This window comes from Halorhabdus salina (assembly GCF_013839425.1).
Taxonomy (GTDB): Archaea; Halobacteriota; Halobacteria; order Halobacteriales; family Haloarculaceae; genus Halorhabdus; species Halorhabdus salina.
The window spans coordinates 88,254-102,045 of record NZ_JACDNP010000005.1; the positions used below are offsets into that span (position 1 = coordinate 88,254).

At 60.8% G+C, this 13,792-nt stretch carries 18 protein-coding genes; 4 read left to right on the plus strand and 14 right to left on the minus strand.

Translation table 11 applies throughout. The features are described from left to right. Positions 1-9: 9 nt before the first annotated feature. From coaBC to HZR20_RS08510, 5 genes are all read right to left on the minus strand, one after another. Entirely contained in the window at positions 10-1,164 is a 1,155-nt protein-coding gene (gene coaBC, locus HZR20_RS08490; RefSeq protein WP_181686159.1) for a bifunctional phosphopantothenoylcysteine decarboxylase/phosphopantothenate--cysteine ligase CoaBC, read from the minus strand. A gap of 57 nt (positions 1,165-1,221) precedes the next feature. Then, positions 1,222-2,376 carry a tryptophan synthase subunit beta gene (trpB, locus tag HZR20_RS08495; RefSeq protein ID WP_181686160.1) on the minus strand — a complete coding sequence of 385 codons (1,155 nt, stop codon included), beginning with the start codon at positions 2,374-2,376 and terminating at the stop codon, positions 1,222-1,224. A 135-nt stretch (positions 2,377-2,511) separates the two neighbouring features. Then, positions 2,512-2,919 (minus strand): type IV pilin, encoded by a 408-nt coding sequence (locus tag HZR20_RS08500; protein WP_181686161.1) that lies wholly within the window; start codon positions 2,917-2,919, stop codon positions 2,512-2,514. 227 nt (positions 2,920-3,146) lie between these two features. Further along, entirely contained in the window at positions 3,147-3,782 is a 636-nt protein-coding gene (locus HZR20_RS08505) for a halocyanin domain-containing protein (protein ID WP_181686162.1), read from the minus strand. Between the two features lie 96 nt (positions 3,783-3,878). Further along, complete coding sequence (locus tag HZR20_RS08510) at positions 3,879-4,943, minus strand: polyprenyl synthetase family protein (protein WP_181686163.1); 1,065 nt, start codon at positions 4,941-4,943, stop codon at positions 3,879-3,881. A gap of 96 nt (positions 4,944-5,039) precedes the next feature. Between HZR20_RS08510 and HZR20_RS08515 the strand changes: the two genes are divergently transcribed. Then, complete coding sequence (locus tag HZR20_RS08515) at positions 5,040-5,924, plus strand: NAD(+)/NADH kinase (RefSeq protein WP_181686164.1); 885 nt, start codon at positions 5,040-5,042, stop codon at positions 5,922-5,924. A gap of 65 nt (positions 5,925-5,989) precedes the next feature. Further along, positions 5,990-6,427, plus strand: a complete 438-nt coding sequence (locus tag HZR20_RS08520; protein WP_181686165.1) for a DUF7313 family protein — start codon at positions 5,990-5,992, stop codon at positions 6,425-6,427. Between the two features lie 199 nt (positions 6,428-6,626). Here HZR20_RS08520 and HZR20_RS08525 read toward each other — a convergent pair whose 3' ends face one another. From HZR20_RS08525 to HZR20_RS08560, 8 genes are all read right to left on the minus strand, one after another. After that, entirely contained in the window at positions 6,627-6,890 is a 264-nt protein-coding gene (locus tag HZR20_RS08525) for a DUF7314 family protein (protein ID WP_181686166.1), read from the minus strand. Further along, complete coding sequence (locus tag HZR20_RS08530) at positions 6,883-7,245, minus strand: DUF7315 family membrane protein (protein ID WP_258560402.1); 363 nt, start codon at positions 7,243-7,245, stop codon at positions 6,883-6,885. The genes HZR20_RS08525 and HZR20_RS08530 overlap by 8 nt, the downstream gene beginning before the upstream one ends. Before the next feature lie 2 nt (positions 7,246-7,247). Beyond that, positions 7,248-8,015: a cytochrome bc complex cytochrome b subunit gene (locus HZR20_RS08535; protein ID WP_181686167.1), complete on the minus strand. Its 768-nt coding sequence runs from the start codon at positions 8,013-8,015 to the stop codon at positions 7,248-7,250. A 3-nt stretch (positions 8,016-8,018) separates the two neighbouring features. Next, complete coding sequence (locus HZR20_RS08540; protein ID WP_181686168.1) at positions 8,019-8,822, minus strand: cytochrome b; 804 nt, start codon at positions 8,820-8,822, stop codon at positions 8,019-8,021. A 3-nt stretch (positions 8,823-8,825) separates the two neighbouring features. Continuing rightward, on the minus strand, positions 8,826-9,695 hold the full coding sequence (locus tag HZR20_RS08545; RefSeq protein ID WP_181686169.1) for a ubiquinol-cytochrome c reductase iron-sulfur subunit: 870 nt from the start codon (positions 9,693-9,695) through the stop codon (positions 8,826-8,828). A 2-nt stretch (positions 9,696-9,697) separates the two neighbouring features. Continuing rightward, positions 9,698-10,096, minus strand: coding sequence for a DUF7318 family protein (locus HZR20_RS08550; protein ID WP_181686170.1), 399 nt, complete (start codon positions 10,094-10,096; stop codon positions 9,698-9,700). Further along, positions 10,096-10,737, minus strand: a complete 642-nt coding sequence (locus HZR20_RS08555) for a halocyanin domain-containing protein (RefSeq protein WP_181686171.1) — start codon at positions 10,735-10,737, stop codon at positions 10,096-10,098. The genes HZR20_RS08550 and HZR20_RS08555 overlap by 1 nt, the downstream gene beginning before the upstream one ends. 119 nt (positions 10,738-10,856) lie before the next feature. After that, a complete protein-coding gene (locus HZR20_RS08560; RefSeq protein WP_181686172.1) occupies positions 10,857-11,723 on the minus strand; it encodes a DUF7319 domain-containing protein in 867 nt (288 codons plus the stop codon). Between the two features lie 155 nt (positions 11,724-11,878). Between HZR20_RS08560 and HZR20_RS08565 the strand changes: the two genes are divergently transcribed. Continuing rightward, positions 11,879-12,373, plus strand: coding sequence for a DUF7321 family protein (locus tag HZR20_RS08565; RefSeq protein WP_181686173.1), 495 nt, complete (start codon positions 11,879-11,881; stop codon positions 12,371-12,373). A 52-nt stretch (positions 12,374-12,425) separates the two neighbouring features. On the opposite strand, the gene nth is transcribed toward HZR20_RS08565, so the two are convergent. Then, the gene (gene nth / locus HZR20_RS08570; RefSeq protein WP_181686174.1) at positions 12,426-13,115 is read right to left on the minus strand and encodes an endonuclease III; all 690 of its coding nucleotides are present in this window, start codon (positions 13,113-13,115) and stop codon (positions 12,426-12,428) included. A 77-nt stretch (positions 13,116-13,192) separates the two neighbouring features. On the opposite strand from nth, the gene HZR20_RS08575 reads away from it, so the two are divergent. Beyond that, positions 13,193-13,726: a GNAT family N-acetyltransferase gene (locus tag HZR20_RS08575; RefSeq protein ID WP_181686175.1), complete on the plus strand. Its 534-nt coding sequence runs from the start codon at positions 13,193-13,195 to the stop codon at positions 13,724-13,726. Positions 13,727-13,792: the final 66 nt, after the last annotated feature.

Genomic DNA, 13,792 nt, shown 5'->3' on the forward strand with positions numbered 1-13,792 from the left:
TCTGCTGGCTCAAAGCACTGTGACGAGTTCCTCGGCCACCCGTCCTCCGAGTTCAGCTTTCGAGCCACGGAAGCTAACAACTCCCTCAGAGCTAACGAGGCGAGTCTCAGTCTCGTCGGCACCGACGACGCCAGCCTCGTTCGCGACGACTAAGGAGAGATCGACCCGCGCTAAGAGGTCACGCGCGGACGCGACGAGTTCTGCCTCGGAAACGCCGGTTTCGAGCTTGAACCCGATCATCGGCATATCCGGCTGTGCATCTCGGACGCGATCGAGTAGTTTCGGCGTCGGATCCAGATCGAGCGTGAGTGTCTCCTGGCCGGATTTGATTTTCTCCGGCTCGGCGTCGACAGTATAGTCACTGATGGCCGCTGCGGAGACGAGCGCGTCAGCGTCGTCGACGTTCGCCTGGACCGCATCGAGCATCTCCCCCGCGCTCTCGACGTCTTCGACGGTCGCGTACGGAACGTCCGGGCCATCGTGCACCAGACGAACGTCCGCGCCACGGACGTAGCAGGCCTTCGCGACCGCCCGGCCGGTTTTGCCCGACGCCCGGTTTGAAAGCGTCCGGATCGGATCGACGGATTCGGTCGTCGCGCCGCTGGTGAGGACGATCGTCTCGCCAGTAAGTGGTTGGTCCCCGGCTGCCTTGGCTGTCTCAAGGACGATCGCCTCCTCGCTGGCGATCTTGGCTTTCGACTCCTCGATTCGCGGGTCGGCGAAGGCGACGCCCCACGATTCGAGTCGTTCGATCGCATCGAGGACACCGGGGTGGTCGTACATGGGTTCGTGCATCGCGGGCGCGATGACGACAGGAATGCCCGCTCCGAGTGCCGTCGTCGCACAGGTCGTCACCGGTGTGTCGTCGATCGCGCTTGCGATCTTCCCGACGGTGTTGGCCGTCGAGGGGGCGATCAAGAGCACGTCACCCCACGGGTCTTCACCGAAGAAGGTGACGTGTTCGACACTCCCGCCGATTTCCGTGATTACGTCGTTATCAGTCGCCAACTCGACCGCCCAGGGGTGGACGATGTTCGTCGCCGACTCGGTCATGATCGCCCGGACCGTCGCGCCCCGACGCCGGAGTTCGTGAGCGAGTTCGACGGTCTTGACGGCCGCAATCGACCCCGTGATCCCGAGGACGACGTTCGTCTCTTCGAGCATGGCGGCAGTTCGTGACCCGGTCGCAAAAGTCATTCTACCGCCAGCTGTCGGTGCCGATTACGTCAGGTCGAACTGCTCGGCGGCGGTCTCCATATCCTTGTCGCCCCGCCCACTGAGGTTGACGAGGATCGTGTCGTGGTCGTCGGCGATCTGCTTCGCCAGGGCGAGCCCGTGACTCGTCTCCAGGGCCGGGATGATCCCCTCGAGCATGCTCAGCTCCTTGAACGCATCCAGGGCCTCCTCGTCGGTGATCCCCCGGTAATCACACCGGCCGACGGCCTGAAACATCGCGTGCTCGGGACCGACGCCCGGATAGTCCAGCCCGGCCGAGACCGAGTGGACATCGGTGTCGTCGTCGATGACGCGGGTCTTCATCCCGTGGAGTACGCCGTCTTCACCGTCCGCGAGTGGGGCAGCGTGCCGATCGCTGTCGGCACCCTCACCGCCCCCCTCGGCACCGTAGAAGGCCACGTCGTCCTCGCGGAACGCGTCGAACAGCCCAATCGCGTTCGACCCGCCGCCGACGCAGGCCACAGCGGCGTCTGGCAGTTCGCCGATCCGATCGCGGATCTGCTCGCGGGCTTCATCGCCGATGACCGACTGGAACGCCCGGACCATCCGCGGGAACGGATCGGGACCGACGACTGAACCCACGAGATAGTGGGTATCCTCGACGTTCTTCGCGAAGTCCTCCAGTGCCGCATCGACGGCGTCGGCGAGGCCTTCCCCACCGCGAGTCACTTCGTTGACCTCCGCGCCCATCAGTCGCATACGGAAGACGTTCATCCGCTGGCGCTTGACGTCCTTTTCTCCCATGTAGATCTCCGTGTCCAGATCCAGCATGGCACCGACCATTGCCGTCGCCGTTCCGTGTTGTCCTGCGCCGGTTTCGGCGATGAGCCGGTCCTTGCCGGCCTTTTTCGCGAGGAGTCCCTGACCGAGCGTGTTGTTGAGTTTGTGAGCCCCACCGTGTAGCAGGTCCTCGCGTTTGAGATAGATGTCCGCCCCGTATTCCACAGAGAGGCGTTTGGCGTGGTACAGCGGCGTCGGCCGTCCAGCATACTCTGCCAGTCGATCGCGAAACTCCGTCTGAAACTCGTCACTGAGTGCGATTTCTTCGAACGCTTCGGTGAGTTGTTCGAGCGGTGCTTTGAGCGCGTCCGGAACGTGACGACCACCGTACCCGCCGAACGTGCCTGTTTCGTCGGACATTGCTACGTAGTGGTTTGCTGTGACCACTAAAGTTGTATCGGGTCAAGGGCGACTTCTGTCGACTAGCATATTATAGCGACTCTCCGAAATGTTGAATGAAACGAACTGCTAGAAAAACTGATCTAGTGAGTCGACCTAGGGCCAGGTGGCCAGCGTCGCACTCTTGTCGCCGCCCGGTTCTTTCCAGATGATCTGGATCTCATCACCGCCTCCCTGATCGACTCCCGTGATATTTATTGAGTCTCCAGCTGACATCTCTTGATCACCAAGATCGAATGTGGCATTATCATAGTCACCAGTAACAGAGATAGTCCCATTGTCAAGTGTCTCCCCTCCGGTATGCGTTGCCGTTAGTGAATTGGCTGTATCGTTGTAATCAAACGAGAAACTCGCCTGTGGTGCCGTGCTGCTGATTTGTTCACCGAGGCCGAGCACGAACGTCGCAATGACGGCTGCGAGGATCACCGTGATCGCAACCATCAGGATGACCCCGATGACCGGGCTCACTGCATTATCGTCTCCGAAGAGTTCGTTGAATTTCATGGTTAGTGTTCCGTCTATATCGCCGCCACCTGATGAGTAGTTGCTTTCTCCATCTGAATGGCAGCTTCTATGCGCATTTTGGATTCGTTAGCGTATAAATGTTCGTGGTGGGGTATTGGGAATAATAATTTCGGATGGACTAAGACACTCACCGTCCAGTCCAGGCATCAGCTCAGCGCTAGTGCATGGGTCGGTATTTGACCGGGCCTGAGCGGCAGGACTACGATTCAGGCTTCCTCACCATAATCGCCGCCGTACTTCATGAAGAAGTATGACAACCCGAGCACAGCCGTCATGACGAATCCACTTGAGACACCCAGAAGCTTTGCATTCTCCGGGACGACCGGTCCAGTGTTGCCGCCGGTCGAAATAGTTGGATAGTCGTCACCGACGATGACGGCGCCTTTCATGCCGACCGAGAGATGCGGATCACAGTAGTACTTGTGAATCCCGGCCGCCTCGAAGGTCTGCTTGAAGGTGGTTCCGGCCTCGCCCGTCGACGGACCTGAGGAATAATCGTCGTTTTCACCGACAACGTTGTGGCCGCCACCGCGGCCCGTCCACTCCCAGACGACGGTGGTGCCTGAATCGACGTGGATGGCTGGTGGGCCAAACGCCCAGTCATTCCCGTTGCCCTCGACGCCGACTTCCACCGTCACTTCCTCCTGGCCGCGGAAGTCCTCCGTCGTCGAGAAATTGCTCGTATCGGACAGCCAGCCGCCGTAATCCGGCTGGCCGCCGCCACCGTCTTCCTCTTGGGCGGCTGCGGTACTGGCTGCGCCAGCGGCCGCCGTCCCACCGGCGACCACGCCTGCTGATCGCAGAAACGCTCGGCGGGATCGCTCTGGAGCGCCGTCAGTCATATGATTGGATTCGTGACCCCGGATAGTGAATATGTTGGTCGGGACAATGGTGGCCGGTTGGAATCGTCCTTGTTTTTCGCTATCCAGGTCAGCGATTCATTGCTCGCGCTCGACGACGTACGTCGTGAATTCTTTGAGGTGCTCGGCCGGTTCCGGTTTGAGCGCAACTGTATCCAACTGTTCGCGAGCTTCTTCAGCCAGAGTGAGCGCCCGTTGACGGGCGTATTCGGCGCTGCCCGTCGACTGGAGGATCTCAATGGCGTCTCTGATCTCCTCGTCAGTGTTATTCTCGGCCTGAAGGATCGCTTCGAGGCGAGCCACATCCTCGGCCGGCGCGTTTTCAGCGGCGTGGATCACCATCAAGGTCTTCTTTCCTTCTCGAATATCGTTGCCGAATTCCTTGCCGAAGTCGCCGGCTTGGTCAAGCGTGTTTTCGACGTCGAGGATGTCGTCGCCGATCTGGAAGGCGATCGACATTCGTTCGGCGTAGGTGGCGACTGCACGTTCGATATCTTCGGGCTGGTTAGTGACGATTGCCGCCAGGCGGGCAACGATCCGAGCGAGACAGCCAGTCTTGCAGGCACACATCTCGTAGTACTGCTGTTCGTCGATCCGGATTATCGACTCGTTGTGCCAATGGATATCCATGCCTTGGCCCAGATGCGTGCGGTTAAGTTCGTCCATTAGCATCTCGTAGGCGGCCAGTCGGGTCTCAGCGTCGAGACCGGCTGGATTGCGCGCAATGATTTTCAACGGCAAGAAGTACATCGCGTTGCCGGCGTTCAACGCCACATCAACGCCATGGCTCTGATGTAAGGCCGTCTCACCGCGACGCATCGAGGCCCCGTCCTCGACATCGTCGACGATGATCGTGCCGTTGTGTAGCACCTCCGGAATACAGGCATACGGGAGATAGTCGTCGGGATCTTCACCGAAGCCTTCGACGAGAATGAGAAAGACGACTGCTCGCCAGCGCTTGCCGCCGCGGTCGAGTAAGTCCCAGACGGGATCGGCCAGCGCTCGTTGAATCGCTTCCGGATCATACTCGTAGGTCGGTTCGCCGAAAAAATCCTGGAGATAGTCGTCGTCAACGGTACGCGGGAGCAACGCTGCTATCGCATCGTCGACGACCGGTCGCCACTCTGCAAGTAGGTCCCGCATGACTCGCCACTCGGCGTGCTGGCCTAAAAAACTCCCTTCCCAGTCCGACGGTAGAGTGCGGAGGGTTTTTGCCCAGGAACGGCGTGGTCTCGTGTGATGAGTCCAGAGCCCAGAAACGGGCCTGTTGCAGTTGTCGGTGATGCTGGTGGCGCCGTGGTAGAACTCGTCGAATCGATGGGGCTGCGAACCGTGTCGGGCAATCCAACGGATCACGAGGGAGTCGCTGTGACTATCGCAATCGGCGAAACAGCACTTTTCGATGCTGCTCGTGAGTTCCCGTCGACACCGGTCTTGCCGGTTGACGTGGCGCGAGGGCACCAGTCCGTCCCTCCAGGGGCGCTCCAGTCAGCCCTCGGGCACCTCGCAGACGGAACGTACACGATTCAGGACCGACCAATACTTTCGCTCTCTCTCGATGGCGAGTCGATCGGCCTTGCCGTATCGGACGTAATGTTGGTGACTGCTGAGCCGGCACACATTTCGGAGTATACTGTTTCGCGGCCGGCCGAGTCGATTTCGACGTTCCGTGCGGACGGCGTCGTGGTTGCGACGCCAGCTGGCAGCGCTGGGTACGCTCGGCAAGTCGGGGGACCGATCCTCAGCCCGGATGTAGCAGCACTCTCCGTGGTTCCAATCGGGGCGTTCAAAACTGAACGTGATCACTGGGTCGTCTCCCTCCCGGCAGAGACGTGGGCACTCAGGGTATCCGTCGAACGTGACGATGCCCCCGTGTCGCTACTCGTCGACGGTCAGGACACCGGTCGAATCGAAGTCGGCGAAACGCTCACGCTCGCGGACGGCGGTACAGTATCGGTCCTCACAGTCCCCGAGAGTGAATCGGCCTACCGACCGCTTGGGGATCGGCCTGGTGCCACCCGCGCCGTGGACGGTCAGGATAACGACGAGTTTACATTGTCTCCGAAGACCCAGGACAGCACCCAGTCCTCGACTCTCCCGGATGCGTCGTTCCCCCGTGAGTGATCGACTACCGCCGTGGGAGTGCCGGTTTGGAAACACTCTAATGGATACCGTCCGTGAGGTCGAACATGCCACCGGTTTCGCTCTTTGGCCCCCTCGATGCGCTGGTGGGCGACCACATCGAGTACGTCCTGCTCGCTGTCGTCCTCGCTAATTTTGTGACGCGTGCACTCGCCCATCGACGACACGTCCGGCAAGCCGCTGAGGGAGGCGCGGACGCGATGATGCGCTTCCTGCCACACACCATCTCGAACATCCTGCTCGTGCTGGTGTCGTTCTATTATCTCACGCTGCACCATCACGCCGGCATCGTCACCTCAGTGCTCGTGTTGGGTCTGTTCATCACCGACTTCTTCGAGTTCGAGGCTCGCAAGGTCGAAGCACGCCGTGACATCCCGATCGAACGCCCAAAGGGCGCCATTGCCGCCTCTCTCCTGACGCTCACGTACGCTGCCTACCAGAGTATCTTCTTCGTGATCGAACCAGCGTGGCAAGCGCTGGTCTAAGCCGAGTCGGTTGGATTTTGGAGTCTGCATGTTCAGGACACATGCAGCACCATCTCAATCACAGGGCCACTGTCTTGTAGAAGTCAGATCGACTGAGCTTCGTTTCAGCGCGTCGGCGTGACACACCACCGTTGTGAGACCAAAAAAAACGACGTGACCAGACGGACCGTTGTTCTCACGAAAACGGTCGACGATCTGGTTACTTTCGCTCGGCGTACGCTTCGCGGGCCTCGTTGATCGCTGGCACGAGCACCCAGAAGGCAAGAGTGCCGAAAATAGCGAAGTAGAACATCCCCTCACCGGCAATGATGGCGATCTGGCTAAAGACGTCCGGACTTTCGGGATACGTCCCGAGCAACTGTGGGCCCTCGAAAGCCGGTGTCTTGTACCATCCCGCGACGACCAACCATCCCAGACTCGCGGTCACGAAGATCGCGAACCCTTTCATGAACTCGTCAGCCATCGGTCTCACCTCCATCGGGCCCCATGCCGGCTGTGCGAAATCGCGTCGAAAATGCGTAGACGGCCGCACCAAGCACCATCGCGCCGAGTCCGGCAAGCGCGACTAAGGGATCGACAGCGGCGAGGTCTGCAGTGCCGCGGTTCGTCGCAGCGTCGAGCGTGACGAATCCGATGACGATCGCGAGGATGGCAAACAGCGTCGAGAACACCGAGACGGCCTTATAGATGCGCAACGGCACGACGACGTCACGGCGGGTTGGCCTTGCCTCCGGGGTGTCCTCGCCCGTCTCGTTTTCGACGGCCGTCTCTTCGCTCGTCGATTCCGCCGCCGATTGGGAGTGGGTTGCGTAGCTCATGGTCACTTCGGTGGACGAAGCCGGTAGTACCGGCGATTGAGTTCGAACATGTATCCCTCGCGCATCGACTTCAGCACGGCGTAGGTAATGAACGCCCCCACGAACGGGAGGAGGAAGGTGAGGTCGAACGTGAGATGTGCATCGATGGGCAAGAGGTTCTTGACTGACAGTGCAGCCAGGGTCACCGAGAGGATAACCCCGAAGACCCCGACCGACGCCCAGAAGGGCTGTTCGACCGGTCGACGAGCGCTGCCCTTGTTCAGGAATGGCACGATCGCAATCGCGCCGACGACGACAAGATTTGCCAGCACCCCGAACGTCCGGTCGGCCATCAGCTTCTGGCCGCCGAGTAACGCGAGATCGGGGTTCAGCGGTCCGAGTTTGAGCAGGCCAAACGACCAGTACAGATACCAGTCCGGCAGGATGATCGGCGGCGTCACCCCGGAATTGGCCGGGGCGCCGATGTGTGGCGGAAGCGTCGCTGCCAGGAAAATGATCATCCCGACGAAGAAACTCGTCAACGCCAGGTTGCGGATCATCTCGTGGGGCCAGGTCGGAAAGCCCAGCACGTCACGTTCGATGTAGTCCGATTGCTGGCGGAGGTCTTGGTCCTCGCGTCGGGACCGCTCGAAGTACTCGTAGGTCGTCCGTGCCAAGCCTTGTTTGCGTTCCTTCCGCTCGCTCCAGGACGGCGTCTCGTCGTCCGGCGGGACGATACCTGTCTCGCCCCCGTCGGTGCGTACCTCGGAGTTGTCTGTGGTTCCTGTCATGGGTTAGTGTGGTTCGGCGATGCCTTGCATCCAGACGATCGCGATGTGGATAGCGATCAACGCCGTCACGACGAACGGCAGGAAGAAGACGTGTAAAATGTACATCCGCTGGAGCGTGGCTGGGTTCGGCGTGAAGCCACCGAAGATGAGCTGGGCGACCCACTCGCCGATCAGTGGGATCGACAGCGACATCTCGACGCCGATCTGGCCAGCCCAGAAGGCCAGTTGATCCCACGGCAGGAGGTAGCCCGTGTACCCGAACAGGAGCGTGAGGCTGATCAGGACGATCCCGATGAGCCAGTTGAGTTCTCGCGGCTCCTTGTATGCGCCTGTGAAGTATACGCGGAGCATGTGCAAGAAGACCGCAGCGACCATCACCTGGGCAGACCAGCGATGAATGCTCCGAAGCATGAACCCGAAGTTCAGATCCGTCATGATCATCGTGATCGACTCGTAGGCGATCGAGGGGTCGCCTGAAGCGCCCGTGGCTGCTGGCGCGTAGTAGAACCCGAGCAATGCGCCCGAGATGGCCGCAACGATGTAGGCGATCGTCGAGAACGAGCCAAGTGCGTACAGCGGGTACCAGTACCAAAACTTGTTGTCTAGCCCGTATTGCTCGGTGTGGCTCTTGGGCATCTGCATGTTGACCTTGTAGTAGAGGTTCTCTAATATCTCCAGATAATCGACGATCCGGAGGCGCTTATCGAGCCACACCAGCACGGTCAGATAGACCGTTTCCAGGCGCGTAAACTCCCGCTCCTCGATCCAGGCTTCGTGATCGTGATCGTCTTTGCGTTCGAGACCCATCGGTCAGTCACCTGGGCGTGGCAGCGCCGTGAACTGTTTTTTGACAGGCTGGAACGGATCGTACACCGACTGGTGGCATTGGCAGTAGACCTCGTTTTCGGCGTTGAACCGCTCACTCCCGGGGTAGGCTTTGAATCCAGGCACGCAACAGAAGTGGGTACACTTGTTGAGCCAGGCCATCACGCCGTCCTCTGTGGCCGCGTCGAGAAACTGTCGGACGGTCCCTGAGAGGTTGCTGTACTCGCCTTCTCCGTTGACCATCTTCGGCACTTCAGGGCTCCGGAGTACCTGGACGGGAATTGTCTGGACGTTTTCCTTTTGTGAGCGCCAACTGGCCTTCGCTGGCTTGCCGAAGCCGCCCTCTCCGATGTCGTTACTCCAGGTCTCGTAATCCTCGAAATCGGCTATCGTCAGCGCGTCGCCCGCCTCCATATCCTCCTGCCAGTCGTACGTACCCGGGACGGCCCGAAACACGTTGTCCGCGTCGGCCCCGGGATCGATCCCGGCGTACGTCTGGACGCCGCAGTACTGGAACCACGAGGAACTGAAGGTCATCCCGCCGAGATTCATCTCGGCGATCGTTACGTCTTTTCCCTGAACGGTTTCAGTTTTGGTGTCGGGCCAGACGCCCGCGATCGTGCCATCGTCCTGAATCTCGATCGGGACGAGGGGCATCGCTCGTGGGGCTGGACCGTCGGTGTTCGCGATGCCGACATACTCGGTGATGCCGCCACCGACCCCAGTCTGGGAGGTTACCAGTCCGACAGCGGTTGCCCCACCCGTGGCAACGCTCCCGAGGGCAGCGGACCCGACAACGCCTTTCACGAATCGGCGTCGACCTGATGCAGTCGGATATTTGTCTTCGGTAGCCATGGTTATCGTTTCATGTACGGATAGAGCGCACGTTTGAGACTCTCGCTTGCACCATCAGTCATCGATTCGCCGTCGACGTCCTCCTCACGGATGTAGAGGTCTTCCCACTTCCGGCGGCGCTTCTTGACGATCATGACGTCTGGGAGGAACTCCTTGCGGTACAACAGCAGGATGAACGCGAGGTTGACGAACATCGCCGCCATGACTGTGCCGAGGAACATGTTCCCGAAGCCACCGTCGAGGGAGGCAATGCCCCAACCCTTGATCAGGCCGTAGGTGAATACGCCCACGAAGATGATTTCGACGACCGTGAGCAACACAATCGCGACGGCCGCCGCTGTACTTTCGCGGGGCGGTTCATAGCGGTGGATGTCGCCGTACGTACTTCCGGACGAGGACATCAGTTCGACCCTCCGTTGGAATGGGGTGATTCGCCGTATTTCACCAGGTAAAACGTGAACGCAAGTGACGCTGAAATACCCAGCACCGTTGCGATACCGACGTAGTGGGCCTGGATTGGGACCCCCATGTGCTCGGGATTGACCGGCGTCGAGGCTCCCGCCGATTTCGTCGGATAGTCGTCACCGACGACGACGGCGCCTTTCATGCCGACCGAGAGATGCGGATCACAGTAGTACTTGTGAATCCCGGCCGCCTCGAAGGTCTGCTTGAAGGTGGTTCCGGCCTCGCCCGTCGACGGACCTGAGGAATAATCGTCGTTTTCACCGACGACGTTGTGGCCGCCACCGCGGCCCGTCCACTCCCAGACGACGGTGGTGCCTGAATCGACGTGGATGGCTGGCGGGCCAAACGCCCAGTCATTCCCGTTGCCCTCGACGCCGACTTCCACCGTCACTTCCTCCTGGCCGCGGAAGTCCTCCGTCGTCGAGAAGTTGCTCGTATCGGACAGCCAGCCGCCGTAATCCGGCTGGCCGCCACCGCCGCTTTCACCCTCCTGGGCGGCGGCGGAGCCAGCTGCGCCGGCGGCCGCCGTCCCGCCGGCGACCGTCCCCGCCGATCGCAGAAAGTCCCGCCTGTGCATATGGGCTATGCTGAGAGGCGTATTTGTATAAACCCACCGGAAGCCCCAATCTCGGTGCCTTTTGCCGGTTATATCGCCGGATTTCTCTTCGATTTAGCGGGCTGGTTCGAACGGTATTCTCAGGCGTCATCAGCGGCCGTGTCGCCGCCTTCACCCGATGAACGGTCCGGTAGTGTCTCGCCCCTATCGGGGACGAACGCTGGCCGTTCGCCGTCGTCTGCCCTCATAGCACGAAGGCGTTCACGGTACTGTTCGGCCCGGAATGCGTCCGACAGCCGTGCGTTGGCGACGACAGCAAGCAGAAGGAGGCCGATTACGAGGAAGCCGAGACCGGCGACGAACGCGATGGCGTTGCCACCTGTCACGCCAAATCCCAACAGCGCGAGTCCGGCGAGTAACTGGGCGATCGCCAGCAGTTGCACCACGATATTCCCGAGTTCGCCGTCGCCTTCCCGGACGTCTTCCGGGGCCGGTAGCAGGTCACCTTCCGGTGGTTCTGGTACATCGTAGGACACCATCGAACACAGCGCCACGGACGGCTTGACGTCCCGGAGCACCGTCCCGTCCCCCTCGACGGTCCCATCGGGATGGACGACCGCGTAGCTCTCGTCCGAGTAGGCCACCAGCCTGGATTCCTCGCGTTCGATCCGGGCGAAAACGTCCCGATCGGCGACCCGCTGACGGAGATCGGCTTCGAGCCGATCGAGGAGTGCCTCGCCCGTGATCCAGGTATCCGGATCGAACGCGGCTTCCCACTCCTGGGCCTCCATGTCAGCCATCTCCGCCGGGCCAAAGGAGTCGAAATCGTACTCGGCTTCGACCTGTTCGCGAAGGGCTGCGAGCGACGGATCTGCGTCGTTGCCGGCTCCCGTCGCTGTCTCGTTCCCCTCGGTGTCATCGCTGCCGGTCCCGTTCCCGGCGGCCCCCTCGCTTGCTAGCCGCTCGTCGCCGCCGCGCTCGTCATCAGCGGACTCGGCGGGGGTCATTGGGCGGGAATTAGGCCCCCGTCGGCTTACCGGTTCTGGTCGTCGTCGGCCAGTTTGGGGCCAGCTTGTGGGTCGAGCCGCCGATCGACTGTCCGGCCGCATCGACGGTCCCCGGCTTCGGCACGTTTTAGCGACTGCCCGCCGAAAGGCCGCCGATGGTCGGATCCAGCACGATCGCGGGACTGGTTGTCATTTCCGTGTCGCTCAGTCTCCCCTGCTTTCTATACGGTGCCTGGTTGATGATCGTCAGTGAGCCGATCACCTGGCGTATCCTCAAACGACACCTCATCGTCGTCGGGATGGGTCTCCTGCTGACGACGGTCCCGCTCGTGGGCTGGATGATTCCGAAATTCTGGAGTCAGTTCACTGGTCTGGCTGTCGTCCACGCGTTCCTCGGCGTCCAGGCCTACGCGTTCTTCCTCCTGGCAGCGACCGGGATCGTCCGGATCTTGCGAGCGAAGTGGACCTCGACGGAATTTCGCCAGGCGGACGATTTCGACCTCGCAGCCCTGGATGATGCAGAGCAGGACCTCGGGCACTGGCGTGCGCGGCTGCGGATCGGTGTGGTCGGCTACACGGTGTTGTGGCTGCTGGCCTACGTCACCGGCGTCGCTCGATACGTGTTCAAATACACTGATTTCTTGGGCTAACGATCCCAGTTCGTTGCAGAGAAGTTCGCGTCACACTGCTTGCCGAACCAACTCAGGCGTCCCACTGCTCGCCACTGGCGAGATCAATGTCGCTATCTAATTGGGAGGACGGACAGCGATCTTCGAGGCAGCAGTCCGTACAGTCGGGCGATCTGGCTGTACACACCGCCCGGCCGTGGCTGATAAACAGGTGTGTAATTTCTTGCCATGCTTCCTGAGGGACAAGCTCTTGGAGGTCTTCTTCGATGGCTTCCGGGCGTTCGTTGTCAGTCAACCCGAGTCGCCGGGAAAGTCGCTGGACGTGCGTGTCCACGACGACACCCTCGACGACGTCGTGGCCGTGCTGGAGGACGACGTTTGCTGTTTTCCGGCCCACGCCTGGCAGGTCCGTCAGCGCGTCCATCGTATCTGGGACCTGGCCGTCGTGGTCGTCGACGAGGATTTCCCCGATCCCTTTCAGGTATCCGGCTTTGTTGTTGTGGAACGTGATCCCGTAGATATCTTCGGCCAATTGTTCTTCGTCAGCACCAGCATAGTCCGCTGGCGTCTGGTATGTCTCAAAGAGGTCCGGCGTCGTCTCGTTGACGCGCTCGTCGGTACATTGGGCTGAGAGGACGACTGCGACGAGCAATTCGAGGCGATTCGAGAAGTTCAGTGAGATCGTCGCGTCGGGATAGGCCTCTTGGAGCTGATCGGTCACAGTTTCGGCTTGGTCTTCACGGGAATCGAGTCGCGTGCCCATAGCTATCTTCAGTGGGGCCTGCCCTTTGGCGTGTCGGGTCCGGTAGATTTGTGTCGCTCCGTATTGGATGACTTCGCATGCCAGGGCCGACGTTCCTTCGGGGCGACCGCGTGACGCTGCGACCGATCGAAGCCGAGGACGCATCGTTCCTCGCCGAGACGATCAACCATCCTGACGTCTGGCCGATGCTGTCGGCCTACGCTCCGAAAAACACGGACGAGGAACAGGCGTGGATCGAAACCATCGGCGACAGTGAGGACGTCCATCTGCTGATCTGCGCTGACGGCGATCCCGTCGGAACGATCGGGCTCAATCAACTCAACGACGTCTGGGGCATCGCCGAACTGGGCTACTATATCCACCCCGACGAGCAGGGTAACGGCTACGCGACTGACGCCACTGCGCGGATCGTCCGGTACAGTTTCGATGCCCGTCGCCTGGAGAAGGTGTACGCCAACGTCCTGGCCGGTAACGAGGCTTCCCGGCGGGTGCTCGAATCTGTCGGCTTCGAGCAAGAGGGGACGTTCCGCGAGCACGCCTACGCACAAGGTGAACGCGTCGACGTGGTCCGGTACGGGCTGCTGGAAAGCGAGTTCGAACCCGGCGAGTAATTCGAGGAGACGCGTCGACCGACACGGCGCTGGGGTGGCTGGCGCGTCTCGTCGGCTGACAGAAAA

Coding starts and splice junctions, on each gene's coding strand:
- coaBC (WP_181686159.1), bottom strand. CDS start 1,164: ATGCTCGAAGAGACGAACGTCGTCCTCGGGATCACGGGGTCGATTGCG.
- trpB (WP_181686160.1), bottom strand. CDS start 2,376: ATGTCCGACGAAACAGGCACGTTCGGCGGGTACGGTGGTCGTCACGTT.
- HZR20_RS08500 (WP_181686161.1), bottom strand. CDS start 2,919: ATGAAATTCAACGAACTCTTCGGAGACGATAATGCAGTGAGCCCGGTC.
- HZR20_RS08505 (WP_181686162.1), bottom strand. CDS start 3,782: ATGACTGACGGCGCTCCAGAGCGATCCCGCCGAGCGTTTCTGCGATCA.
- HZR20_RS08510 (WP_181686163.1), bottom strand. CDS start 4,943: ATGCGGGACCTACTTGCAGAGTGGCGACCGGTCGTCGACGATGCGATA.
- HZR20_RS08515 (WP_181686164.1), top strand. CDS start 5,040: ATGAGTCCAGAGCCCAGAAACGGGCCTGTTGCAGTTGTCGGTGATGCT.
- HZR20_RS08520 (WP_181686165.1), top strand. CDS start 5,990: ATGCCACCGGTTTCGCTCTTTGGCCCCCTCGATGCGCTGGTGGGCGAC.
- HZR20_RS08525 (WP_181686166.1), bottom strand. CDS start 6,890: ATGGCTGACGAGTTCATGAAAGGGTTCGCGATCTTCGTGACCGCGAGT.
- HZR20_RS08530 (WP_258560402.1), bottom strand. CDS start 7,245: ATGAGCTACGCAACCCACTCCCAATCGGCGGCGGAATCGACGAGCGAA.
- HZR20_RS08535 (WP_181686167.1), bottom strand. CDS start 8,015: ATGACAGGAACCACAGACAACTCCGAGGTACGCACCGACGGGGGCGAG.
- HZR20_RS08540 (WP_181686168.1), bottom strand. CDS start 8,822: ATGGGTCTCGAACGCAAAGACGATCACGATCACGAAGCCTGGATCGAG.
- HZR20_RS08545 (WP_181686169.1), bottom strand. CDS start 9,695: ATGGCTACCGAAGACAAATATCCGACTGCATCAGGTCGACGCCGATTC.
- HZR20_RS08550 (WP_181686170.1), bottom strand. CDS start 10,096: ATGTCCTCGTCCGGAAGTACGTACGGCGACATCCACCGCTATGAACCG.
- HZR20_RS08555 (WP_181686171.1), bottom strand. CDS start 10,737: ATGCACAGGCGGGACTTTCTGCGATCGGCGGGGACGGTCGCCGGCGGG.
- HZR20_RS08560 (WP_181686172.1), bottom strand. CDS start 11,723: ATGACCCCCGCCGAGTCCGCTGATGACGAGCGCGGCGGCGACGAGCGG.
- HZR20_RS08565 (WP_181686173.1), top strand. CDS start 11,879: ATGGTCGGATCCAGCACGATCGCGGGACTGGTTGTCATTTCCGTGTCG.
- nth (WP_181686174.1), bottom strand. CDS start 13,115: ATGGGCACGCGACTCGATTCCCGTGAAGACCAAGCCGAAACTGTGACC.
- HZR20_RS08575 (WP_181686175.1), top strand. CDS start 13,193: ATGCCAGGGCCGACGTTCCTTCGGGGCGACCGCGTGACGCTGCGACCG.